This window comes from Stappia taiwanensis (assembly GCF_014635285.1).
Taxonomy (GTDB): Bacteria; Pseudomonadota; Alphaproteobacteria; order Rhizobiales; family Stappiaceae; genus Stappia; species Stappia taiwanensis.
The window spans coordinates 142154-164967 of sequence record NZ_BMCR01000006.1; the positions used below are offsets into that span (position 1 = coordinate 142154).

Consider the following 22814-nt stretch of genomic DNA (forward strand, 5'->3'; position numbering starts at 1 on the left):
CGCGCCGATCCTCAGCCTGCGCGGCCTGCACGCCTTCTACGGCCTCAGCCACGTGCTGCACGGGGTCGATCTGGACGTGGGCGAGGGCGAGATCGTCGCGCTGCTCGGGCGCAATGGCGTCGGCCGTTCCACCCTGTGCAAGGCGGTGATGGCGATTGTCGAGCGTCAGGGCAGCATCCGGGTGCGGGGACGCGAGACCATCGGTCTTGAACCGCATCGGGTCGCCCGCCTCGGCCTCGGCTATGTGCCGGAGGAGCGGGCGGTGTTTCCCGGGCTGACGGTGGAGCAGAACCTTCTGCTTGGCCGGCATGGAGCGGCGAGTGCCCGCAGCTGGCAGCTTGAGGAGGTGTACGAGCTGTTCCCCTCGCTTCGGCGGCGCAGCGACACCCATGCGGAGGTGCTGTCCGGCGGCGAACAGCAGATGCTGTCGATCTGCCGGGCCTTGATGAGCGGCCCGGAGCTGATGATCGTCGACGAGCCGACCGAGGGGCTGGCGCCGTTGATCGTCGAGCAGGTCGGCGATCTTCTGGCGGAAATTGCCCGGCGCGGGGTGGCGATCCTGCTGGTGGAGCAGAAGCTGACCATCGCGATGCGGATCGCCCATCGGGTCTATGTGATGGGCCATGGCCGCACGGTGTTTGAAGGGAGCCCCGACGAACTGCGCACTGACGAGGCAATCCGCAAGGCATGGCTGGAGGTTTGACGACATGACATCGGCAACACGCGAACGGGACCATACCGAAGGGACCGGGGCGGGCGGCGTCTATATTCTTGGCGGTGCCCAGACCGACTTTGCCCGCAACTGGGCGCGGGAGGGGCTCGGTATCGACGCCATGATGGCGGAGGCGCTGCATCAGGGGCTGGAGGCGACCGGCCTTGAGGCATCCGAGATCGAGACCGCGCATATCGGCAATTTCACCGGAGAATTGTTCTGCGGTCAGGGCCAGCTTGGCGGCATTTTCGCCTCGCTTCACCCGGACCTTTCCGGCGTGCCGACCAGCCGGCACGAGGCGGCCTGCGCCTCCGGCTCCATGGCCGTGCTCTCCGCCATGGCCGAGATCGAGGCCGGACGCTATGACCTTGCCTGTGTCCTTGGCGTTGAATACATGCGCAACGTGCCCGGCCAGACGGCGGCCGAACATCTTGGCGCCGCCGCCTGGCACGGGCGGGAATGGACCGACGCCCGCTACCTCTGGCCTGCCGCCTTTTCCGACTTGATCGACGCCTATTCGGAAAAATACGGCGAGGTCGACTATGCTCATCTCGGCGAGATCGCCCGGATCAACTACGAGAACGGCCGCCGCAATCCCTTGTCGCAGACGCGCAACTGGTCGTTCACGCCGGAGAGCTTCACCGAGCATGATGAGGCCAACCCGGTGATCGAGGGGCGGGTGCGGCGCAACGACTGTGGTCAGGTGACAGATGGCGCCGCCACCGTTTTCCTCGCCTCAGCCAAACGGGCGCGTGCCTATGCGGAAAAACGCGGGCTGAAGCTGTCGGATCTTGCCCGGATCGAGGGCTGGGGCCATCGCACCGCACCGATGCTTCTCTCCGATAAGTTGAGGGAGGGGCGGAATACGCGCTATGTTCTGCCTCAGGTGCAAAAGACCATCGCCGAGTGCTTCGGCCGGGCCGGGGTTGGCGATGTCTTCGCGCTCGACGCCATCGAGACCCACGACTGTTTCGCCATGACCGAATACGCCGCCATCGACAGTTTCGGCATCACCGCGCCCGGAGAGAGCTGGAAGGCGATCGAAGAGGGGGTGATCGCCGCCGATGGCCGGTTGCCGGTCAATCCCTCCGGCGGGCTGATCGGCCTCGGCCACCCGGTCGGGGCAACCGGCGTGCGGATGATGCTCGACGGCTACCGCCAGGTGACCGGTCGGGCCGGGGCCTGCCAGGTGGAGGGCGCGCGGCGGGTCGGGCTTCTCAATATCGGCGGATCGACCACCACCATCGCCGCCTTCGTCGTGGGAGCTGCCATATGACCTTGCTGGATCTGACCGGACGGGTTGCCGTCGTCACCGGAGCCTCCTCCGGCCTCGGGGCGCATTTCGCGCGCACGCTGGGGGAAGCAGGCGCGGCGGTGGCGCTGATCGCCCGCAATGGCGAGAAGCTGGAGGCGGTGGCCGCGCCCTTGCGCGCTGACGGCATCGATGTGCGCTGCGCGCCGGCCGACATCACCGACCGGCCGGCGCTGGAGGCGGCGGTTGCCGGCATCGCCGACTGGCACGGGCGGATCGACGTCCTCGTTAACAACGCCGGCATCGCCCGCACCGAACGGTTTCTCGACATGTCGGAGGCGGACTGGGCGGCGGTGGTCGACACGGACCTGACCGGCCTGTGGCGCGCCGGGCAGATCGTCGCCCGGGTGATGGCCGCCGGCGAACGGGGCGGGTCGATCGTCAACATCGCCTCGATCCTCGGGCTCGCGGTACAGCCGACCCAGACCAACTACGCGGCGGCGAAGGCCGGGGTGTTGCACCTGACCCGGGCGATGGCCCGGGAGTTGGGGCGATACGGCATCCGCGTCAACGCCATCGCGCCGGGCTATTTCAAGACCGATATCAATTCCGATTTTTTCGACAGCGACGCCGGCCAGGCGCTGATCGGCAAGCTGTTCCCAAGGCGGCTGGGCCGGTTGAGCGAGCTCGACGGGCCGTTGCTGCTGCTCGCCTCGCAGGCGGGCAGTTTCATGACTGGAACCACTTTGACCGTCGATGGCGGTACATTACTTTCGGGGGTTTGAATGAATTTCGTCCACAGCGCAAAGGTCGAGGACCTGAAGGCCAGGGTGTCCGCCTTCATGGAGGCGCATGTCATCCCGGCCGAGGCCGACTATCACCGCTTCGTCGACAGCGGCAAGGACCGCTGGGCGATCCCCCCGGTGATGGAGGAGCTGAAGGCGCGCGCCCGGGCGGAAGGTCTGTGGAACCTGTGGTGCCCCTATCCGGAGCATGGCGCCGGGCTCAACAATTGCGACTACGCGCCGCTGGCGGAGATCATGGGCCGCTCGATCATCGGCCCGGAGGTGTTCAACTGCAATGCGCCGGATACCGGCAACATGGAGGTGCTGATCAAATATGGCACCGAGGCGCAGAAAGCGAAATGGCTGACGCCGCTGCTCGCCGGCGAGATCCGCTCCGCCTTCTGCATGACCGAACCGGCGGTGGCCTCGTCGGACGCCACCAATGTGGAAGCCTCGATCCTGCGCGATGGCGATCACTACGTGATCAATGGCCGCAAGTGGTGGGCCACCGGCGCCCCCGATCCGCGCTGCCGCATCCTGATCGTCATGGGCAAGAGCGACCCGGCGGCGGAACGGCACAGACAGCAGTCGATGATCCTGGTGCCGTTCGACACGCCGGGGGTGACATTGGTGCGCCCGCTCAATGTGTTTGGCGCCGATGACGCGCCGCACGGGCATGCGGAGATCCTGTTCGACAATGTCCGGGTGCCGGCGGAGAACCTGCTGCTCGGCGAGGGGCGGGGCTTCGAGATCGCGCAAGGCCGGCTCGGGCCGGGACGCATTCACCATTGCATGCGGCTGATCGGCGCCGCCCAGCGGGCGCTGGAGCTGATGTGCGACCGGGTGTCGGCACGCCGGGCCTTCGGCAAGCCGCTCGCCGATCAGGGGGTGGTGCGGCAGCAAATCGCCCTGTCCCTGTGCGAGATCGAGCAGGCCCGCCTGCTGGCATTGGCGGCGGCGGACAAGATGGACCGGCTCGGCAACAAGGACGCACGCGATCTGATCGGCATGGCCAAGGTGGTGATCCCGCAGATGGCACAGACGGTGATCGACCGGGCGATCCAGGTGCATGGGGCGGCGGGCGTGTCGCAGGACACCTTCCTCGCCGCGGCCTTTGCCTATGCCCGGACCATCCGCATCGCCGACGGTCCGGACGAGGTGCATCAGGATGCGCTGGCACGGCAGATGTTGAAGGCGCGGGCGGCCGCATGAGTGCGGTTCCCGGCGATGTCGCGGCCCTCGCGCCGCTCTTGGAAGAGCGGCTGCCGGCGCTCGGCCGCGGGGTGACCATCGCCCCGTTCGGCGGTGGTCAGTCCAACCCGACCTTCCTGGCGCTCGGTTCCGGCGGTGAGGCGGTGTTGCGGGTGCAGCCGGCCGGCAAGCGGCTGAAGGGGGCGCATGCGGTCGACCGCGAATTTCGGGTGATGGCTGCGCTGCACGGCTCCCGCGTGCCGGTGCCGGAGATGCTGCTGAGCGGCGGCGAGGACGAATGGCTCGACCGCCGTTTCATCGTCATGCAGCGGGTGGAGGGCGTTGTCTTCTGGGATCCGGCACTGCCGGACAAGACCCCGGCCGAGCGTGGCCGGGTCTATGACGCCATGGTCACGGTGCTGGCGGATCTGCACGACGTCGACATCGCCTCCGTCGGGCTGTCCGACTATGGCCGGCCGGGCAATTATTTCGCCCGCCAGTTCGCCACCTGGCAGCGCCAGTACCGGGCGAGCGAGACCGGCGAGAACCGGGACATGGAGCAGCTGATCGCCTGGCTGGACCGGCATCTGCCGGAGGATGACGGGACGGTGAGCCTTGTTCATGGCGACTACCGGATCGACAACCTGATCTTCGATCCCGAGGTGTTGGCGATCCGCGCGGTGTTGGACTGGGAGTTGTCGACCCTGGGCCATCCCTTCGCTGATCTTGCCTATCAATGCATGCAGTGGCGCCTGCCCAACGACGGGGTGTTCAAGGGGCTCGGCGGCGTCGACCGGGAGGCGCTGGGCATTCCCGACGAGGCCGCCTATCTCGCCGCCTATTGCCGGCGGCGCGGGCTTGCGCGCATCGAGGGCTGGACCTTCCATCTGGCGTTTTCCTTCTTCCGGCTTGCCGCCATCCTCCAGGGCATCTATCGCCGCTATCTGGATGGCAATGCCGCCAACGCGGAGACCGCGCTGCGCTACGGCCAGACCGTGCCGGTGCTGACGGCGCTGGCGATGGCGGAGGTGGAGCGTGGAGGATAGCGCCCTTTCCCGCTACGGCTGCCGCCCCGAGCCCCTTTGCAAGCAAGACGCAGTATTGCTGTTAAGACTCATGGTCTAACTAGGGCCGACCTCGCGGCGTTTCCGTCCGTTCTGGCGACCGCCCGCGTGGGGTATGCGTCTACAAGCTGGGCTGATCGGGGGAGAAATGGCGTTTATCGAAGGGGTGTTCGGGGTTATCGGCGACCTCACCTGGGGCTGGGCGCTGATCCCGCTGCTGGTGGTGTTCGGCGTCTTCATCACGGTGCTGACCGGGTTCGTGCAGATCCGCTATTTCAAGCGCATGTTCCGGGTGCTGTCCTCGGAAAACCAGAGCGCCGATCCCAACGCGATCTCCGCCCGCGCGGCGCTGCTTGTGTCCGTCGGCGGTCGGGTCGGCGGCGGCAACATTGCCGGTGTGGCCGTGGCGATTACTCTCGGCGGACCGGGGGCGGTCTTCTGGATGTGGGCGGTTGCCCTTGTCGGCATGGCGACCAGCCTGGTCGAATGCTCGCTGGCGCAGCTCTACAAGCGGCGCGAGCCCGATGGCGCCTTTCGCGGCGGTCCGGCCCGCTCGATCATTCATGGGCTTGGTCATGAGTACAAATGGCTGGCGGTGCTTTACGCGGTCTGCCTGATCGCCGCCTTTGGCCTCGGCTTCAATGCCTTCCAGGGCAACACGGTGGCTGGCGCCGCCGAGGAGAGCCTGGGCATCGACCGTCTCTGGTCGGGCGTGGTGTTGACCATTATTGCCGGCTTCATCGTCTTCGGCGGCATTCATCGCATCGCCAAGGCCGCCGATGTGGTGGTGCCGGTGATGGCCGTCGGCTACCTGCTGATGGCGGTGGTGGTGATCCTTCTCAACGTGAGCGAGCTGCCCGGCGTGCTGGCCTCGATCGTTCTCAATGCCTTCGGCTTCGAGCAGGCGGTGGGCGGCGGCATGGGCGCGGCGCTGGCGCAGGGGCTGCGCCGGGGGCTGTTCTCCAACGAGGCCGGTCTCGGCTCAGCGCCCAATGTGGCGGCGACGGCGGATGTGCGTCATCCCATCAGCCAGGGCATCACCCAGTCGTTCTCCGTGTTCATCGACACGATCCTGATCTGCAGCTGCACCGCCTTCGTCATCCTGCTCGGCGATGTCTACCAGCCCGGGGCGGAGGCCGTGGACGGGGTGGTGCTGACCCAGCAGTCGCTGGCGGAACATCTGGGCGACTGGACCCAGTATTTCCTGACGTTCATCCTGCTGCTCTTCGCCTTCAGCTCGATCATCTACAACTACTATCTCGGCGAGAACGCGCTGACGGTGATCACCGAACATCCGATGGCGCTGAACGGCTTCCGGCTGGTCGTCATGGGTATCGTCTTCGTCGGCGCGGTGGCGCCGGGAGCGACCGCCGTGTTCTTCTTCTCCGATCCGCTGATGGGCATCCTGGCGGTGGTCAATCTGGTGGTCCTGATGATGCTGTTACCCACCTGCCTGCGGATCCTGCAGGACTTCCGGGCGCAGCTCAAGGCCGGCGTCGCCCGGCCGCTGCTCAACCCGGACGACTTCCCCGACCTCGATCTCGACCGCACCGCCTGGACCGGCGTCAACCCGGACCGGCAGACGGCCTGATCCGCACGGCGCGGCGCTCTTGTGAGGGCGCCGGGCCGTGCCTGCCCTTAAGCATGTGAGAGCGTCAGGCGCCCTTGCGGTGCGGGCGCTTGAGCGCCAGAAGCTCGGTTACGTCCTGAAGGTCTTTGGTGGAGGCAATCCCGATCTTCAGCCATTTTCCGTCGTGATAGGTCTCGGCCGCGTCATACAGCGCCATCAGGCCGGGGCTCAGGGCTTCTCGCTGCGCTTCCACCTTCTCCCGCTCCCTGGCGCCCAATACGATCACCGCCGAAAACACTCCATATTCGGGCAGCAATGTGCAGAAGGCCTTGGACTTCTTGTAGCGCAGGGACCAGCCATGGGTCTTGCCGCCATAAATCCAGTCCGGAGTGAAGACGCCGGGGTAGGAGCTGTCGATCCAGGCGCGCAGCGCCGTCCAGTGCTCGCAGGCTTCCGCCCCGATCCAGTCGCGTATCGTCGCGTCACCGGGGGTGGCGGACTTGTCGGTGAGCCGGTCTCCGGTCCGGGGCGTCTGTTGCATGGGGCTGTCTCCTGAGCGCGAGGGGGGAAACGCAGGCTTGGAGCGTTGGTAGCGCCCCTTAAGTCTCGCGCCGGTGCCACCATTCCTCCAGGCTTTCGCACAAAAGCCCGTCCGTGCTGCCTGTCAGCTTGAGGCGGAAGGTTCCATCGAGCTCCACGCGGCTGCCGCAGGCCTTGCGCGTGAACCGCGCCTGCCAGCCGGCAACGGCGGTGGTTCCGTCAATGGCCCAGACCTTGGAGGAGAACGCCACGTCCTCCTGCGCGTCCGCCGCCCCGTCCTGCCAGTATTGCCGGATTGCCTCCCGGCCGGTCATGGCCGGGTCGAACGGCGTTTCCCGGTAGGTTGCGTTCTCGGTAAAAAGGGCGGTGATCTGCTCCGGATCGCCCTCCACCCAGGCGCGGCCGTAGCGATCGAGCCAGTTCTGAACTTCTTGCTTCTGCATGATGTCTGCTCCCGCTTTCCGTGTGTGCGGGGGTTCTACATCCTGACGCCGGGGCAAGATCAAGCCGCAGTGCCGGAGGCGGCGGGCGCCTGTTTCGGCAGGGGCGGAACCAGCTGATAAAAGGCTTCGACCACCTGACTGGTGGTCTCGCTCAGGCTGAACACCGTCTCGTGGATGGTCAGGCCCTGCATTTCGGCGATGGGCAGGCGCACCACCCCGTCGCTGCGGCCGGTGGAGCCTTGCCACAGAAATCCGATGCCGAGGCCATTGGCTACCGCCTCATAGAGGCCGTCGCGGGCGTCGAGGGTCAGGAACGGGCGGGGCGAGAGGCCGGCCCGGGCGAACATCCTGTCCACCGCCCGCTGGGTTGACGAGCCCGAGGCGCGGAAGATCATCGGCTCATCGCAGAGCATTTTCGCGGTCACCATTCTCTCCTGCGCCAGCCGGTGGCCAAGCGGGGCGATCGCCACCACGCGGGCGCTCGCCAGATGCGCGCGGCGAAAGCGGGGATCGGCGGGCACATCGGGCAAAACGCCGATGTCGCATTCGTGGTTCAGCACCGCGCGGGTGATCTTGTGATGTGAGCCGGTCTCGACCTTCAGCGTCACCCCCGGAAAGGCGCGGTGAAAGGCCGCCACCAGCGCCATGCCCGGCATGGCATTGCCCAGGCCGACGATGATCTGTCCCGCGCGCAGCGACGAGCGGCTCAGTAGCAGACGCTCGGCCTCCTGCCGGGCTTCGGCCATGCGTTCCGCCGTATCGCAAAGTTTCAGGCAGAGGTCGGTGGGCAGCAGCCGTCCGGCCTCGCGGCGGAACAGGCGAATGCCGAACTCCTGCTCCAGGCCGCGCACCTGGGCGGAGATGTTCGGCTGGGTGACCGCCAGCGTGCGCGCCGCGGCGGCATAGGAGCCGGTTTCCGCGACGGCCCTGACGGCGTCGAGACGTTGCGGGGAAATGGCCATCTCTCAAGCTCCGGGTTTGGTTTGTCCAAAGCTTAGCTTTCGTTCGTATCAGTCCTGTTACAAAGCGCCGTCAAATCTGCTCTCCAGCGCCGGGCCAGTGGGGGCCGGTCTTGCAAACGCAAGGAGAGAGCAGACTTGACCGTCGTTCCAACATCCCTCCCGACAACCCGACGTCGCGCCCGGCTTGATCCCCGTGACGTGAAACAGGCGCGGATTGTACTCTGCGATCTGGACGGATGCCTGATGTCCGAAGGGCGGCTCTTCGAGGAGACGGCGGCGTTCGCCGATGGATGTGGCGACCGGCTGCGCATCGTCTCGAACCGCTCCGACAGCACGGCGGAGGCTCTGGCGTCGCAACTGTCCGGGCTGGGTCTCTCCGTACCTCCCGCGCACATTCTGATGGCGGGCGAGTTCACCCTTCAGCACCTTGCCCGCCAGGGCGTGCGGCGGCTGACGCTTTGCGCCGCGCCGCTGCTCATGGCCCGCGCCCGCGCCCTCGGGCTCGACCCCGAGGCGCGCGACCCCCAGGCGGTGCTGCTGTGCCGGGACCCGGCGCAGACCGTCGATACGCTGGGGCCGCTGCTGGCGCCGGTGGCGCGAGGCGTTCCGCTGTGGGTCTCGAACGAGGATGTCTCGCATCCCGATCACGCCGGCCGGCCGGTGGCGGAAACCGGCGCGCTGCTGGCCGCGCTGCGGGCGATCCGGCCCGGTCTCGCCTGGCACTGCCTCGGCAAGCCGCATGCCGCCATGCTGCTGCATGCAATGGCCGAGGCGGGGCTGGAGCCGGCGCAGTCGGTTTTCGTCGGAGACAACGCCGCGACCGACGGGCGCGCCGCCGAGGCGGCCGGCATGTCGTTCATCCATATTCAGCGGAGGGCCGGAAAATGACCCCCTATCTGTTGCGCCATGTGCTCAAGGCGGTGGTGACGCTCTGGGCCATCGTCACGGTGACCTTCGTCGCCACTCGTCTGTCGGGCAACCCGATCGACACCTTTCTGGGCGAGGGGCTGACCGCCGAGGGGCGACAGGCGCTGATTGACTACTTCCAGCTCGATCGGTCGCTGTGGCACCAGTACCTGGCCTATCTGCGGGGCGTTCTCTCCGGTGAATTCGGCCTCAGCTTCGTCGACCGACGTCCGGTCACGACGGTGGTGGCCGAACGGCTCTGGCCTTCGGGGCAGCTCCTGCTGACCTCGGTCGCCCTGACCGTGGCGGTGTCCCTGCCGCTGGGCGTGCTGGCGGCGGTCTATCGGCGCAGCTGGATCGGCTCGGCGGTGATGGTGGTGGCCTTCACCGGCTATGCGGTGCCGTCCTTCGTGCTCGCCATCGTCATGGTGCTGACCTTCTCCTACTGGCTGAACTGGTTGCCAGTGGTGGGCAATGGCACCTGGCTGCATTTCATCATGCCGACCATCGCCATGTCGGGCGGCTTGATCGCCGCGCTGACCCGCTTCACCCGCAATGCGATGCTGGATGTGCTCGGGCAGGACTTCATCCGCACCGCCCGGGCCAAGGGCCTGCGCGAGACGCAGGTGGTGCTGAAGCATGGTCTCGGCAATGCCTCGATCACCGTGATCTCGGTGATCGGACTGCAGATCGCCGGGCTGGCGGCCGCCGGATCCGTGGTGGTGGAGAGCATCTTCTCCTGGCCCGGCGTGGGGCAGATGCTGGTGAACGCCGCGATCCTGCGCGACTACCCGGTGCTGCAGTTCGGCGTGATCGCCGTGGCGGTTGCGGTGGTCTCCATCAACATCCTGACAGACATCGCCTATGCGCTGGCCGACCCGCGCATCCGGCTGGCCCGCGCCTGAAGGAGACCGATATGGCAAGCCTTGTTGACGCGCTTCCCCGCCTTCGCCGCCGCGGCGCGCGCCGCAAGGGGCGGGGGGCGGATATCATCCAGACCATCGCGCTGGTCTGCGCCGTGCTGCTGGCCGGCGGCGCCCTTCTCGCTCCGTGGCTGACGCCGTTCGATCCGCTCGATCAGAGCCTGCTCGCCCGTTTGCGTCCGCCTATCGGCTTCGACCGCTACTCCGCCGGTCATCTGGCGGGCACCGATGAGCTCGGCCGCGACGTGCTGTCCCGGTCGCTGCATGGGCTGCGGCTCACCCTGGCGCTGGCCTTCGCCGGTGCGGTGATCGGGTTGCTCCTCGGCGGGCTGCTGGGGCTCATCGCCGGGCAGCGCCGAGGCTGGGTCGAGGATGGGATCATGTCGCTGGTCGACATGCAGATCGCCATTCCCTTCACGCTTGTCGCCCTGCTGGTGCTGGCGCTGATGGGGTCGAGCCTGACCGTGCTCGTCCTGGTTCTGGGCATTGCCGGCTGGGAGCAATACGCCCGCATCGTGCGCGGCGAGGTGCGCCGCATCGCCGCGCAGCCTTATCTGGAGGCCGCGCACACCGCCGGAGCCGGGCCGTTCTACATCGCCTGGCGCCATGTGCTGCCCAATCTGGTGTCGCCGCTGGTCGTGCAGTTCACCCTGTCGCTGTCGAACATCGTGATCCTGGAGAGCACGCTGTCCTTCCTGGGGCTCGGGGTGCAGCCGCCGCAGCCCTCGCTGGGGTCGATGGTGGGGCTGGGGCGCGACTACATGCCGACCGCGCCGTGGATCGTGCTGACCCCTGCCGCGCTGATCGTGGTGCTGACCTTCACCGTGCAAATCCTTGGCGACTGGCTGCGCGACCGCGCCGATGTCCGCCTGAGAGAGCGTTGATCCGACAAGAAACCGAGAGCCGGACAAACCGGCCCGTCCCGTTGCTGTTTCTCTTCCCCCCAATCGGAGACATTTCATGTTCCGTCTGCTTCTGACCACCGCCCTTGTCACGCTGCCGCTGGTGGCGGCCGCACAGGAAATCACCGTGGGCGCCGCCAACGTGGCCCCTTACATCGATCCGGGCCGCGACCACTCCAACGTAGGCTCGCAGTTCTACTACAACACCTTCGACACGCTGATCGACCGGGACCACGGCAAGCTGGAGCTTGAGTGGGTGCCGGCGCTGGCCACGTCCTGGAAGCTGGTCGAGCCGAAGGTCATGGAGTTCAAGCTGCGTGAGGGCGTGAAATTCCACAATGGCGCCGACATGACCGCCGATGACGTGGTGTTCTCGCTCAACCGCATGATGCAGGCCACCTTCCCGCCTTATGTGGTGCGGGCCAAGGATCGTCTGGGCAACTTCCTGCGCGCGGAGAAGGTCGACGACCTGACCATCCGCGTGGTGGCCGAGCGTGAAGAGCCGCTTTGGGAAACCCTGATGTCCCTGCAGCAGGTCATGATCGTGCCCGAGGCCTACATCAAGGGCCTGACCGGCAAGGCCGACGTGGCCGAGGACAGCGACTACGAGGCCTTCGCCCTCGCGCCCGTGGGCACCGGTCCGTACAAGGTCGCCGCCTTCCAGCCCGGCGAGAAGCTGGTGTGGGAGCGGTTCGACGACTTCTGGGGCGAGACCGCGCCGCTGGAGCGCGCCACCGTCGTGCAGATCGCCGAGACCGCCAGCCGCGTTACCGCGCTGAAGACCGGCGAAGCGGACATCATCACCAACGTGGCGCCGGATCAGCTGTCGTTGATCGACAGCGATCCGAACCTCAAGACCGAAGGATCGGCCACCGCGCTGTTCCACGTGATGATCATGAACCAGAACCACCCCAAGCTGCGGGACCCGCGCATCCGTCAGGCGCTGTCGCTGGCCATCGACCGCGATGCGCTCAACGAGGCGCTGTGGCTGGGCAAGGCGATCGTACCTTCGACCCACACCATGGCCGAGATGGGCGCACTGCATCAGCCCGATCTCGTGACCTTCGAGTATGACCCCGAGCGCGCCCGGAAGCTGCTGGAAGAGGCGGGTTACGACGGGTTCGAGATCACCTTCGACACTGCCGCGACCTACTACACCAACGGTCTCCTGGCCGCGCAGGCTATCATGGAGATGTGGGGCGCGGTGGGCATCAACGGCCGGGTGAACGTGCAGGACCAGTGGTCCGGCAACGATCCGGAGATGATGGTGCGCAACTGGTCGAACCCGATGTATTTCGCCGATCCTTTCGGCTCCTTCGGCGTGATGTGGGCGCCCGGCGGTCCCTCGGAAAGCGAAGGCCGCTTCAACACCGATGCCGACTACGCGAAGAAGTGGGACCGGTTCCGCTTCTCCACCGACGTGGCCGACCGGAACGCCGCCTATGTCGAGCTGATGGAAGAGATCAAGCAGGACCCGCCGATGCTGCCGCTGTACCGCCCGTTCGAAAGCTGGGGCATGAAGCAGTCGGTGAACTGGGCGCCGATGCCCGGGCACATCCCCTACGTGCTTGATTTCCGCGCCGGCAGCATTTCCTTCGCCGGCAACTGATCCCCGCGCTGACGGGGCCGGGCCTTCGGGCCCGGCCCCTCGCCCTGCGGCCCCATCCTCCACAGCCTCCACGCGCAGCTGGCGCGCTTCTATAGAGACCATCATGACCCGGATCGCCATCATCACCGACATTCACCACGGCGCCCCCTCGCACACCAAGCGCGGCGATACGGCGCTTGAGTTGCTCGCCGCGTTCACTGACTGGGCCAATGAGCAGAAGCCCGATCTGGTGCTCGATCTGGGCGACCGGATCTCGGACGTGGACAGTGAAACCGACGCGCGGCTGGAGCGCGAGGTGGCCGATATTCTCGCCCGCATCGAGGCGCCGCTGCACCACGTTTGCGGCAACCACGACCGCGATCACCTGAGCGTGGCGGAGAACGAGGAGATCCTCGGCACGGCGCTCGCCAGCGAGGTGATCGACCTCGGCGCCTGGCAACTGGCGCTGTGGCGGGCGGATGCGCGTATCCACCGCAATGTGCCGCGTCCCGGCTTCGATCTGCCCGAGACCGACCTGCTCTGGCTGTCGCGCATGGCGCAGCAGGCGGACAAGCCCACCCTGCTCGCCTCGCATGTCCCGATCTCCGGCCATGCCCAGACCGGGAACTACTATTTCCAGCGCACTCCCGGCTTTTCCACCTATCCGCAGGCCGAGCGCGCCCGCGCCGCGCTTGCGCAGGCCCGTGTTCCCATGGCGGCCATCGCCGGGCATGTGCACTGGAACACCGTCACCACCGTCGACGGTATCCCGCACATGACCCAGCAGAGCCTGACCGAGAGCTTCACCACCGCCGGCGAGCCGGCCCGGGCCTGGGGGCTCTTGCAGCTCGGCGAGACGATCCACTGGCAGGTGTTCGGCGACGATCCCTTCGAGGCGCGGTTGACGCCCTCCCGCCGCCGCTGGACGCCGCCGCTGGCGCCGTTCTTCGCAGACCTCGCGGCGGAGTAGGCGCCATGACCCCCAATCCCCCCATCCTTTCGGTCAAGAACCTGCGCGTCGCCTTCGGCTCGGTCGAGGCGGTGCACGGGCTGAGCTTCGACATTCACCGGGGCGAAACGCTGGCGCTGGTCGGCGAGAGTGGCTCGGGCAAGAGCGCCACGGCGCTCTCGATCCTGCGGTTGATCGAACGCGAGGGCGGGCGGATCACCGGGGGCAGCATCCGGCTGGGCGGCGAGAGCCCGGCCGAGATCACCGAGCTTGCCCCGGCGGCGCTGCGGGCGATCCGGGGCGACCGGATCGCGATGGTGTTCCAGGAGCCGATGACCTCGCTCAACCCGGTGATGACCATCGGCGCGCAATTGGCTGAGACGCTGGCGTTGCACCGGGGGCTGCGCGGCAAGGTCGCGCGCGAAGCGGCGCGGATCGCGCTGGAGCGGGTGCGGATTCCCGAGCCGGACCGCCGGCTCGACCAGTATCCGCACGAGCTGTCCGGCGGGTTGCGGCAGCGGGTGATGATTGCCATGGCGCTGATCTGCGAGCCGGACGTCTTGATCGCGGATGAGCCGACCACCGCGCTCGACGTCACCACCCAGGCCGAGATCCTCGCACTCATCGCCGGGTTGCAGCGCGATCTCGGCATGGCGGTTCTGTTCATCACCCACGACCTCGGTGTGGTTTCCGAAATCGCCGACCGGGTGGTGGTGCTGAAGGATGGCAATCTGGTCGAGGAGGGGCGCAAGGCGGATCTCTTCACCGCGCCGCGGTCCGATTATGCCCGCGAGTTGCTGGCCGCCACGCCGCGCCTCGGCGGTGGCTCGCCGGCGCCGTTGCGAGGGGCGGAGACGGTTCTGGAGCTGCGCGATGTGGTCACCACCTATGGCGGCGGCGGTTTCCTGAGCCGGTCCGAGCCGTTCACCGCCGTGCGCGGTGTTTCGCTGACGCTGGGTCGGGGCGAAACGCTTGGCCTTGTCGGCGAGAGCGGCTGCGGCAAGTCCTCGCTGGCGCGCACGGTGATGCGTCTGGTCGATCCCGCCGCCGGGGAGATCGCCTTGCTGGGCACGCAGGTGGAAACGCTGAATGCAGCCGCGCTGAAGCCGCACCGGGCGAAAATCCAGATGGTGTTTCAGGACCCTTACGCGGCGCTGAACCCGCGCATGTCGATCCGCGATCTGGTGACCGAGCCGGCTCATCTGCATGGCATGGTCGCCCCCGGGGAGCGGGATGCCATGGCGCGCGAGCTGCTGGAGCGGGTGGGGCTGCCCGCCGATGCCGCCGAGCGCTATCCGCACCAGTTCTCGGGCGGGCAGCGGCAGCGGATCTGCATCGCCCGGGCCCTGTCGGTTCGGCCGCAGATCATCGTTGCTGACGAGGCGGTTTCCGCACTGGATGTCTCCAACGCGCGGCGTGTGACCGATCTGATGGCGAAGATCCAGCGTGAGGAGGGGGTGTCCTTCCTCTTCATCAGCCACGATATCGCCGTCGTCGAACGGGTCAGCCACCGGATCGCGGTCATGTATCAGGGGGAGATCGTGGAGCAGGGGGAAACCGCGCAGGTGCTGCACGCGCCGCGCCATCCCTATACCCGCCGCTTGCTGGCCGCCGTGCCGCGCGCCGATGGCGCCCATGTCACCGCGCCGATGCCGCTGCCGACCCCACAGCCATCCGATCATGTGCCGTCGGTGGAAGCCGCCGCGATGATCCCGGTTCCGGGCGCCTGGCAAGGCCCGCTGGAAATCGGCGGCGCGGCGTAGGGCCTGCGCTTGCCTCCGACCTTACAGCGCTATCGGCGGTAAAACGCCGATAGCGTGCGGGGTGCCCTTCACCGGCTTTTTTCGCCTGCCCGCCCGCTCAGCGCGCGTGGAGGCATGCAAACGCGCGTCCGTCGCCGGCAAGGCGCGGTCGTTGCGTCATCGATTTTTCGTGGAAATGCAGATCGTTCGGGAAATTGGTGGAGCCGAGGGGAATCGAACCCCTGACCTCTGCAGTGCGATTGCAGCGCTCTCCCATCTGAGCTACGGCCCCAACGCCTTGGCGTTCAGCGGCTTTTAGGGGAGCGGGGAGGGGGCTGTCAAGGGCCATCGGCACCGGCACACAAGAGAAGCGCGGCGGCGGGTCCGAAAGGGCGCCGGGCGGCAGGTTGCAAGGGGAAAACCCGGGGCGCCCGGACCTTTATCGGCGACGCCAGGCGAGAGAGTTTGCACCTGCGGCACTCCGGTTTTCGGGCCGTTGCGCCGGTTTTCCCGGTTCCCATGAGGAAAAAAGGGAGATCGCATGGCGGCCGCTGCGGCATCCCCTCCCGGTCTGCGGCCTTGCGGGGCGCGCGTGCTGCCGTTACATCAGGGCAATCGCAAAATCCTTGGTCCGGTCCGGAGCCTTCTCGCCCATGCGTGCCATTCTCGACGTTTTTCTCCTGATCCTAAACCTCTACACCTGGGTGATCATCGCAAGCGCGATCTTTTCCTGGCTCTACGCCTTCAACGTGGTCAATCCGCGCAACCAGTTCGTTTCGATGATCGGCCAGGCGCTCTACAGCCTCACCGAGCCGCTGTTGCGGCCGATCCGCCGGTTCGTGCCCTCCTTCGGTGGGCTCGATATTTCGCCGATCGTGCTCTTGCTCGGCATCTTCCTGCTGCAGCGGGTGATCTTCCATTACGTCGCCCCGAACGTCTTCTGAGGCGGGTAGATGACCGGTGCCGAGACCCTTCCCTGGCGCGCGTCGGGCTCCGGGCTCAGGCTGGCGGTGCGGGTCACGCCCAAGGCGAGCCGCGACGGGGTCGACGGGGTCGATGTCCTGTCCGACGGCCGTCCGGTGCTGCGCCTGCGGGTGCGGGCGCTGCCCGACAAGGGCGCGGCCAATGTGGCGACGGTCAAGCTTTTGGCCAAGCAGCTTGGCCTTGCCCGCAGCGCCGTCACGCTGGAAAGCGGGGCGACGGCGCGGCTGAAAATCCTTCATCTTGACGCAGATCCGCAAGAATGTGCCGCACGGTTGATGGAGCTGTGCGGCGGCGAATGATCAGACTGTGCCCGGAGCTTTTTCGCACGCGGCGCATAACCCATCGGAGACGAGATGACCGCAACCCTGATTGATGGCAAGGCGCGGGCCGCACGGCTGCGCGAGGCGGTGAGCGGCGCAGTGGCGGCGCTGAAGGCAGACGAGGCATTGACCCCGGGATTGGCCGTGGTGCTGGTCGGCGAGGATCCGGCGAGCAAGGTCTATGTGGCCAACAAGGCGCGCCAGACCGAGGAATGTGGCATGCGCTCCTTCGAGCACCGGCTGCCGGAGGAAACCTCCGAGACCGATCTGCTGGCGCTGGTGGAACGGCTGAACGCTGATCCGCAGGTGGATGGCATTCTGGTGCAGATGCCGCTGCCCGGGCACATCGACACGGACAAGGTGGTGCTGGCCATCGACCCGGCGAAGGATGTGGATGGCCTGCATCCGCAGAACGCGGGCCGCATCGTTCTGGGCAAGCCCGGGCTGGTGCCCTGCACGCCGCAGGGCTGCGTCCTTCTGGCGAAGGAGGCCATGGGCGGTGATCTCTCCGGGGTCAACGCGGTGGTGCTGGGCCGTTCCATTCTGGTCGGCAAGCCGGTGGCGCTTCTGCTTCAGAATGAAAACTGCACGGTGACCATGGTGCATTCGCGCAGCCGCGACATCGCCGCCCTGTGCCGGTCGGCGGATCTTCTGGTCGCGGCGGTCGGGCGGCCGCAGATGGTGCGCGGCGATTGGGTCAAGCCGGGCGCGACGGTGATCGACGTGGGCATCAACCGGGTGCCGGCGCCGGAAAAGGGCGAGGGCAAGACCCGGCTCGTCGGCGATGTCGCCTTTGACGAGGCGGTCGAGGTGGCCGGCGCGATCACGCCGGTGCCGGGCGGCGTCGGGCCGATGACCATCGCCTGCCTCTTGGCCAACACGGTGGTGGCGGCCTGCCAGCGGCGCGGCCTGGCCGTGCCGGCGATGTAACACGCCGTACCTGTTTCAGCGCTCCGGACCCGGGACGCCTCTCGGGCCCGGAGCGTCGTTTTCTTGAAGCTCGGAACGTAGGCGCCGGCCAGCTATTCCGCAGGTGTCAGGCGCGGCTCGGGGAGCCGGTCAGGGCGAACCAGGCGAGCAGCAGCCGATAGGGCAGCAGCAGCGCGGCGGCGACCAGCAGCTTGACCGACAGATCGCCAAGCGCCCAGGACACCCAGCGCGGCACCTCCAGCGCGAAGACGCCAAGCAGCGGTGCCGCCTCGGCGGCGAAATCGTCGTGATGGCCGAGCAACGGGGTCGCCAGGGCGGAAAAGGCGATGCCGAAGAACAGCAGCGTGTCGAGCAGCGAACCGCAGACCGAGGAGACCGCCGGGGCGGTCCACCAGGCGAAGCGGCGCAGCCGGTTGAACACGGCGATGTCGAGCAGATGGGCCATCAGGAAGGCCGAGCCGGAGGCGATGGCGATGCGCGGCGTGGCGGCGAAGATCGAAATGCCGACCGCCAGCGCGAAGCCGATCATCACCACCTTGCGGGCCGCTGCCGGGCCGAAGCGCCGGTTGGTCAGATCGGTGACGAGGAAGGCGGCCGGATAGGTGAAGGCGCCCCAGGTCAAGAGGTCGGCCAGATTGATGCCGGCCAGCGTTGCATGCACCGGATACTGGACAAGCACATTCGAGGCGACCACCACGGCGGCCATGGCCAGCATGGCGTTGAAGGCGTGAAGGCGGGTGAAGCTGGGGGTGTCGGTCACGGGCAGTCGATCCTTGTCGCCGGCGCCGGACAGGGCGCACGGGGGCTTGGGCGTATCAGGCTCCGAGCTTCGCCTTTCAGGGGCGAGTGGGGCGCAAACACCAAAAGAGGCGCCGCGGCGCCTCTCTTTTCATATCCGGATCATGTCGGGCGACGCAAGTAGCTTTCCGTTGCGGAAATTGCGTCCCTCGTGATCAGTTGGCCGCAGCGGCCTCGGTCTGGCGACGCCGGATTTCGGTGCGCAGCAGCCGCGCCTTCGGCGACAGCTCGCTCTCGGCGGCCTTCATCAGAAACGCGTCGAGACCGCCACGATGCTCAACCGAGCGCAGCGCATGGGCGCTGATCCGCAGCTTGTAGGTCTCGCCAAGAACGTCGGACATCAGCGAAACATTGCACAGGTTCGGCAGAAAGCGGCGACGGGACTTGTTGTTGGCGTGGCTGACGTTGTTGCCGGTCATCACGTCCTTGCCGGTCAGTTCGCAACGGCGGGCCATGGGACACCTTCTCTCAATCGGGTTGTTCGGTGAGGCTCGCGCCTCTTGGTCGAAACTGCCAATCCTCGCGCGGACCTGATGGGTCCGGCACTATCCGACCGGCATTTCATGGAAAGTCGGCTTGCTATAAGGGGCATGGCCGCCGCCGTCAAGGCATCTTGCGCCGGCAACTTGCGAAAGATCGAAAGGCGGACTGGCGCGATGTCCTGTCGGCGGTCCGCGCGGCATTCATTTGCAGTCCATTAACCATGCGGTTACCCTGAGCGATGAAACTTGCGTGAAATGCTGCCGCGCCGTCGGCATGATGTAACCCACGATTTTGTTTCTGCCCCGGCTTTCAGGCCCGGCGCGTGTCGCCGCGTTCCCGGTGAGGTTCCGATGACCAGCCTATCGACCGTTTTCACCCGCCTTGCGCGGTCCTCCCTGCCCGTGCTCGCCGGCGTGTCCGCACTGGTGCTCGCCCAGGCGCCCTTTGCCCGGGCCGAAACCGCCAAGCTCGGCGGTGTCTACGATATCTCCGTTTCGGGGTTGAAGATCGCGCGCGGGTCTCTGTCGCTGGTGGTGCAGAGCAATGCCTATTCCGCCAAGGTGGTGATGGAGCCCGCCGGCATCGGCACGCTGTTTTCCACAGGCAAGGGCGGGGCGGAAGCCTCCGGCTGGCTGGGCGGAAAGAAGGTGCGGCCGGCGCGCTACAAGATGGCCTCGCGGGCGGCGAACCGGGATTTCTTCGTGGATCTGGCGCAAGGCTCGGGCCGTGTCCGCTCCATGCGCGTCACGCCAAAATTCAAGCCCAACGCCGAACGCATCAAGGTGACCGCCCGGCACAAGCGCAATGTGGTCGATCCCTTGAGTGCCATTCTGATGCCGGCGGCGGCCACGCGCGGGGCGCCCGATGCCTCGGTCTGCAAGCGGCGGATCCCGGTGTTCGACGGCTGGACACGTTTCGATATCCAGCTTGAGTACAAGGAGATGCGGGAGGTCTCGGGCAAGGGCTACGATGGCCAGGTGGTGGTGTGTTCGGCGCGCTGGATTCCCGTTGCGGGCCATCGCCCGTCCCGCGCCTCGGTGAAATACATGAAGGAAAACCGGCGGATGGAAGCCTGGCTCGCGCCGATCGGTTCCAAGGGCGTGTTCGTGCCTTACCGGGTGGAAATGGCGACCAAGAACGGCACCCTGGTGGTGCAGCCGCGCAAGCTGCGGTTTACCGGCGGACGGGACCAGGCCGCGCGCTAGCAAGGCCAGGGCGTGCCGGCGCGGTTTTCTCCGGTTGCCGGAGGGTCCCGGTGGGATGGCGGGAAACCGCTCTTGAAAACGTCCCTTTGCCGCGCCACCTGATTGTCATTGCGCGCCGCTCTTGACAGGAGGGGCGTGTCTCGCCAGTTTCGCGCCGCAGACCGCGGGGCATATCCCGACCCCGCATAGCGCCGAGATCGTCTTTCCATGCTCAGTTTCCTCGACTTCGAAAAGCCCGTCGCCGACCTTCAGGGCAAGGTGCACGAACTCAAGGCCGTCGCCGGCTCCGGTGAGACGGTGGAAGTCTCCCAGGAAATCGCCCGCCTCGAACAGAAGGCGGAGCAGACGCTGAAGGAGCTTTATGCAAAGCTCACCCCCTGGCAGAAGACCCAGGTCGCGCGTCATCCCGACCGGCCCCATGCGGTGGATTACATTACGGGCCTGATCGAGGATTTCACGCCGCTGTCCGGTGACCGCAGCTATGCCGAGGATGCGGCGATCATTGCCGGTATCGGCCGTTTTCGTGGCCGGTCGGTTGCCATTCTCGGGCAGGAAAAGGGCGCCGACACCCAGTCGCGCCTGAAGCGCAACTTCGGCATGGCCCGGCCGGAAGGCTACCGCAAGGCGGTACGGATCATGGACATGGCGGAGCGGTTTTCGCTGCCGGTCGTGTCGCTGGTCGATACCGCTGGCGCCTATCCGGGCATCGGCGCGGAAGAGCGCGGTCAGGCCGAGGCGATTGCCCGTTCGACCGATGCCGGTCTCGGGCTGTCCACGGCCAGCGTGGCGCTGATCATCGGTGAGGGTGGCTCGGGCGGCGCGATTGCCATTGCCACGGCCAACCATGTGGCGATGCTCGAACATTCCATCTACAGCGTGATTTCTCCCGAGGCCGGTGCCTCGATCCTGTGGCGGGACAGCGCCCGGGCGCAGGACGCGGCGACCAACATGAAGATCACCGCCCAGGACCTGATCGGCATGCGGGTGATCGACGAGATCGTCGAGGAGCCGCTCGGTGGTGCCCATCGGGCCAAGGAGATCGTCGTCGACCGGGCGGGGACGGCCATCGAGGCGGCGCTGGCTCGGTTCGACGGCATGAGCGCCGAGGAGATCCGAGCACAGCGCCGGGCGAAGTTCCTGGAGATCGGCCGTACGCTGTAGCTCCATCGCGCCGGTCGTTTTTCTGCCGCCAAATTGCCGGAATTCTGGTTCAGCAAGTACCCGCTGGGGTCGCATCTGCTGGCCGGGTTCGTGCCGTCAGCATGGGTTAACCGGAGGTAAACCGGTTCCTGTCAGGATTCTGTTTGGTATAAATCCTTGTCTGGAAGCCGCCGTATTGCGGCACGCTGAGGGTGGATTGACGGCATGGCTCAGGAATTTGCCCGGTTCGGGTCACGGCAGATGAAGACACTGGCCGCGCTGGCGCTGGTCGGCGTGCTCGGGGCGTGTCAGGCGGATGAGCTGGGCTATGGCCCCAAGCACCTCAGGCCGATCAGCGACGAGCTGAAGAGCAAGATCTCCCGGCTTGGCATGGACAGCAAGAGCCCGATCATGCTGCGGATCTTCAAGGAAGATTCCGAGCTTGAGGTGTGGAAGCAGACCAAATCCGGGCGCTATGCGCTGCTGGAGACCTTCGAGATCTGCAAGTGGTCGGGCAAGCTCGGGCCGAAGTTCAAGGAAGGCGACCGGCAGGCGCCGGAGGGCTTTTACGAGATCACTCCCTCGCTGATGAACCCGAACTCCAGCTACCATCTGGCGTTCAACATGGGCTATCCGAACAAGTACGATCGCTCGCACAACCGCACCGGGTCGCATCTGATGGTGCATGGGGCCTGCTCCTCGCGCGGCTGCTACGCCATGACCGATGCGCAGGTTCAGGACATCTACGCGCTGGCGCGGGAAAGCTTCAAGGGCGGCCAGCGCTCCTTCCAGGTGCAGGCGTTTCCTTTCCGCATGACCGCGAAGAACATGGCCGAGCATCAGGACAATCCGCATATCGACTTCTGGCGGATGCTGAAGCGCGGCTCCGATCATTTCGAGGTGACCAAGCGGCCGCCGAAGGTCGATGTCTGCGACAAGCGCTATGTTTTCGACGCAGTGCCGTTGATGGAGGGCGTGCCCTTCCGCGCCACCGCCAAATGCCCGGCCTACGATATTCCCGATCCGGTCGAGCAGGCGGTTGCGGTCAAGCAGAAGAAAGATCGGGAACAGGTGGAGCAGATCGTCGCCAGCCGCAAGCGGTCGGAAGAGCGCAAGGCGCAGATCGCCGCCATTTTCGGTGGCGGCGCGGATCAGGATGCGGATGCGGAGAAAGCGCCCGCCGATCCGGCGACCGGCGTTGTGACCGCGTCGGTGCCCGCGGCCACCGCAGCCACCACCGCCACGAGCGAACCCACCGCCTCGGCTTTCGCGCCGCAGCCGGCTCAGCAAAAATCCTCTGGCGGCTTCTTCAGCCGGCTGTTTTCCGGTGGGGATGAGGCGGCGGCGACCGTCGCTCCGGCCGGTGGACCGGCGCCGTTGCCGGCCGCCAAGCCGCAATAACTGCGGCTGGGTTCGCACGGCAGC

At 66.8% G+C, this 22814-nt stretch carries 23 protein-coding genes and 1 tRNA gene; 18 read left to right on the forward strand and 6 right to left on the reverse strand.

Annotated features, from left to right (window positions below; genetic code table 11):
• The first annotated feature begins 7 nt into the window (after positions 1–7).
• From IEV83_RS14820 to IEV83_RS14845, 6 genes are all read left to right on the forward strand, one after another.
• Positions 8–703 (forward strand): ABC transporter ATP-binding protein, encoded by a 696-nt coding sequence (locus IEV83_RS14820; RefSeq protein WP_181759785.1) that lies wholly within the window; start codon positions 8–10, stop codon positions 701–703.
• Between the two features lie 4 nt (positions 704–707).
• A complete protein-coding gene (locus tag IEV83_RS14825; protein WP_181759645.1) occupies positions 708–1988 on the forward strand; it encodes an acetyl-CoA acetyltransferase in 1281 nt (426 codons plus the stop codon).
• Entirely contained in the window at positions 1985–2749 is a 765-nt protein-coding gene (locus tag IEV83_RS14830; RefSeq protein WP_181759644.1) for an SDR family NAD(P)-dependent oxidoreductase, read from the forward strand. Before IEV83_RS14825 ends, IEV83_RS14830 begins: the two co-directional genes overlap by 4 nt.
• On the forward strand, positions 2750–3961 hold the full coding sequence (locus IEV83_RS14835; RefSeq protein WP_181759643.1) for an acyl-CoA dehydrogenase family protein: 1212 nt from the start codon (positions 2750–2752) through the stop codon (positions 3959–3961). It begins immediately after the preceding gene.
• Positions 3958–4986, forward strand: coding sequence for a phosphotransferase family protein (locus tag IEV83_RS14840; protein WP_181759642.1), 1029 nt, complete (start codon positions 3958–3960; stop codon positions 4984–4986). The genes IEV83_RS14835 and IEV83_RS14840 overlap by 4 nt, the downstream gene beginning before the upstream one ends.
• A 166-nt stretch (positions 4987–5152) precedes the next feature.
• A complete protein-coding gene (locus tag IEV83_RS14845; RefSeq protein ID WP_181759641.1) occupies positions 5153–6595 on the forward strand; it encodes an alanine/glycine:cation symporter family protein in 1443 nt (480 codons plus the stop codon).
• Between the two features lie 64 nt (positions 6596–6659).
• Here IEV83_RS14845 and IEV83_RS14850 read toward each other — a convergent pair whose 3' ends face one another.
• From IEV83_RS14850 to IEV83_RS14860, 3 genes are read right to left on the reverse strand one after another with little or no spacing between them, the layout of a single operon-like run.
• Positions 6660–7115 (reverse strand): DUF3788 domain-containing protein, encoded by a 456-nt coding sequence (locus IEV83_RS14850; protein ID WP_181759640.1) that lies wholly within the window; start codon positions 7113–7115, stop codon positions 6660–6662.
• A 58-nt stretch (positions 7116–7173) separates the two neighbouring features.
• Positions 7174–7557: a nuclear transport factor 2 family protein gene (locus IEV83_RS14855; RefSeq protein WP_181759639.1), complete on the reverse strand. Its 384-nt coding sequence runs from the start codon at positions 7555–7557 to the stop codon at positions 7174–7176.
• Positions 7558–7616: 59 nt separating this feature from the next.
• A complete protein-coding gene (locus tag IEV83_RS14860; protein WP_181759638.1) occupies positions 7617–8519 on the reverse strand; it encodes a LysR substrate-binding domain-containing protein in 903 nt (300 codons plus the stop codon).
• A 198-nt stretch (positions 8520–8717) separates the two neighbouring features.
• On the opposite strand from IEV83_RS14860, the gene IEV83_RS14865 reads away from it, so the two are divergent.
• The 6 genes from IEV83_RS14865 to IEV83_RS14890 all read left to right on the forward strand — a co-directional run bounded on the left by IEV83_RS14865 (position 8718) and on the right by IEV83_RS14890 (position 15550).
• Positions 8718–9407, forward strand: coding sequence for an HAD family hydrolase (locus tag IEV83_RS14865; RefSeq protein ID WP_280514004.1), 690 nt, complete (start codon positions 8718–8720; stop codon positions 9405–9407).
• A complete protein-coding gene (locus IEV83_RS14870; RefSeq protein ID WP_181759636.1) occupies positions 9404–10330 on the forward strand; it encodes an ABC transporter permease in 927 nt (308 codons plus the stop codon). Before IEV83_RS14865 ends, IEV83_RS14870 begins: the two co-directional genes overlap by 4 nt.
• A gap of 11 nt (positions 10331–10341) precedes the next feature.
• On the forward strand, positions 10342–11232 hold the full coding sequence (locus IEV83_RS14875; protein ID WP_181759635.1) for an ABC transporter permease: 891 nt from the start codon (positions 10342–10344) through the stop codon (positions 11230–11232).
• Between the two features lie 76 nt (positions 11233–11308).
• Entirely contained in the window at positions 11309–12859 is a 1551-nt protein-coding gene (locus tag IEV83_RS14880; RefSeq protein WP_181759634.1) for an ABC transporter substrate-binding protein, read from the forward strand.
• Between the two features lie 103 nt (positions 12860–12962).
• Positions 12963–13808 (forward strand): metallophosphoesterase family protein, encoded by an 846-nt coding sequence (locus IEV83_RS14885; RefSeq protein WP_181759633.1) that lies wholly within the window; start codon positions 12963–12965, stop codon positions 13806–13808.
• Positions 13809–13813: 5 nt separating this feature from the next.
• Positions 13814–15550, forward strand: coding sequence for an ABC transporter ATP-binding protein (locus tag IEV83_RS14890; RefSeq protein WP_181759632.1), 1737 nt, complete (start codon positions 13814–13816; stop codon positions 15548–15550).
• A 195-nt stretch (positions 15551–15745) separates the two neighbouring features.
• Here IEV83_RS14890 and IEV83_RS14895 read toward each other — a convergent pair.
• Positions 15746–15821: transfer RNA gene (locus tag IEV83_RS14895), tRNA-Ala, on the reverse strand.
• Between the two features lie 361 nt (positions 15822–16182).
• Here IEV83_RS14895 and IEV83_RS14900 point away from each other — a divergent pair.
• The 3 genes from IEV83_RS14900 to folD are packed head-to-tail and all read left to right on the forward strand — an operon-like array spanning position 16183 to position 17763.
• Positions 16183–16473 (forward strand): YggT family protein, encoded by a 291-nt coding sequence (locus tag IEV83_RS14900; protein ID WP_181759631.1) that lies wholly within the window; start codon positions 16183–16185, stop codon positions 16471–16473.
• Between the two features lie 9 nt (positions 16474–16482).
• Positions 16483–16812 (forward strand): DUF167 family protein, encoded by a 330-nt coding sequence (locus tag IEV83_RS14905; protein ID WP_181759630.1) that lies wholly within the window; start codon positions 16483–16485, stop codon positions 16810–16812.
• A 54-nt stretch (positions 16813–16866) separates the two neighbouring features.
• The gene (gene folD / locus IEV83_RS14910) at positions 16867–17763 is read left to right on the forward strand and encodes a bifunctional methylenetetrahydrofolate dehydrogenase/methenyltetrahydrofolate cyclohydrolase FolD (protein WP_181759629.1); all 897 of its coding nucleotides are present in this window, start codon (positions 16867–16869) and stop codon (positions 17761–17763) included.
• Between the two features lie 106 nt (positions 17764–17869).
• On the opposite strand, the gene IEV83_RS14915 is transcribed toward folD, so the two are convergent.
• Both IEV83_RS14915 and rpmB read right to left on the reverse strand, forming a co-directional pair.
• On the reverse strand, positions 17870–18478 hold the full coding sequence (locus IEV83_RS14915; protein WP_181759784.1) for a VUT family protein: 609 nt from the start codon (positions 18476–18478) through the stop codon (positions 17870–17872).
• A gap of 238 nt (positions 18479–18716) precedes the next feature.
• The gene (gene rpmB, locus IEV83_RS14920; protein ID WP_181759628.1) at positions 18717–19016 is read right to left on the reverse strand and encodes a 50S ribosomal protein L28; all 300 of its coding nucleotides are present in this window, start codon (positions 19014–19016) and stop codon (positions 18717–18719) included.
• A 378-nt stretch (positions 19017–19394) separates the two neighbouring features.
• Between rpmB and IEV83_RS14925 the strand changes: the two genes are divergently transcribed.
• The 3 genes from IEV83_RS14925 (at position 19395) to IEV83_RS14935 (ending at position 22790) form a co-directional block, all read left to right on the forward strand.
• Positions 19395–20249, forward strand: a complete 855-nt coding sequence (locus IEV83_RS14925) for a DUF3108 domain-containing protein (RefSeq protein ID WP_181759627.1) — start codon at positions 19395–19397, stop codon at positions 20247–20249.
• A gap of 207 nt (positions 20250–20456) precedes the next feature.
• Positions 20457–21410, forward strand: a complete 954-nt coding sequence (locus IEV83_RS14930; protein ID WP_181759626.1) for an acetyl-CoA carboxylase carboxyltransferase subunit alpha — start codon at positions 20457–20459, stop codon at positions 21408–21410.
• A 204-nt stretch (positions 21411–21614) separates the two neighbouring features.
• On the forward strand, positions 21615–22790 hold the full coding sequence (locus tag IEV83_RS14935) for a L,D-transpeptidase family protein (RefSeq protein WP_181759625.1): 1176 nt from the start codon (positions 21615–21617) through the stop codon (positions 22788–22790).
• Positions 22791–22814: the final 24 nt, after the last annotated feature.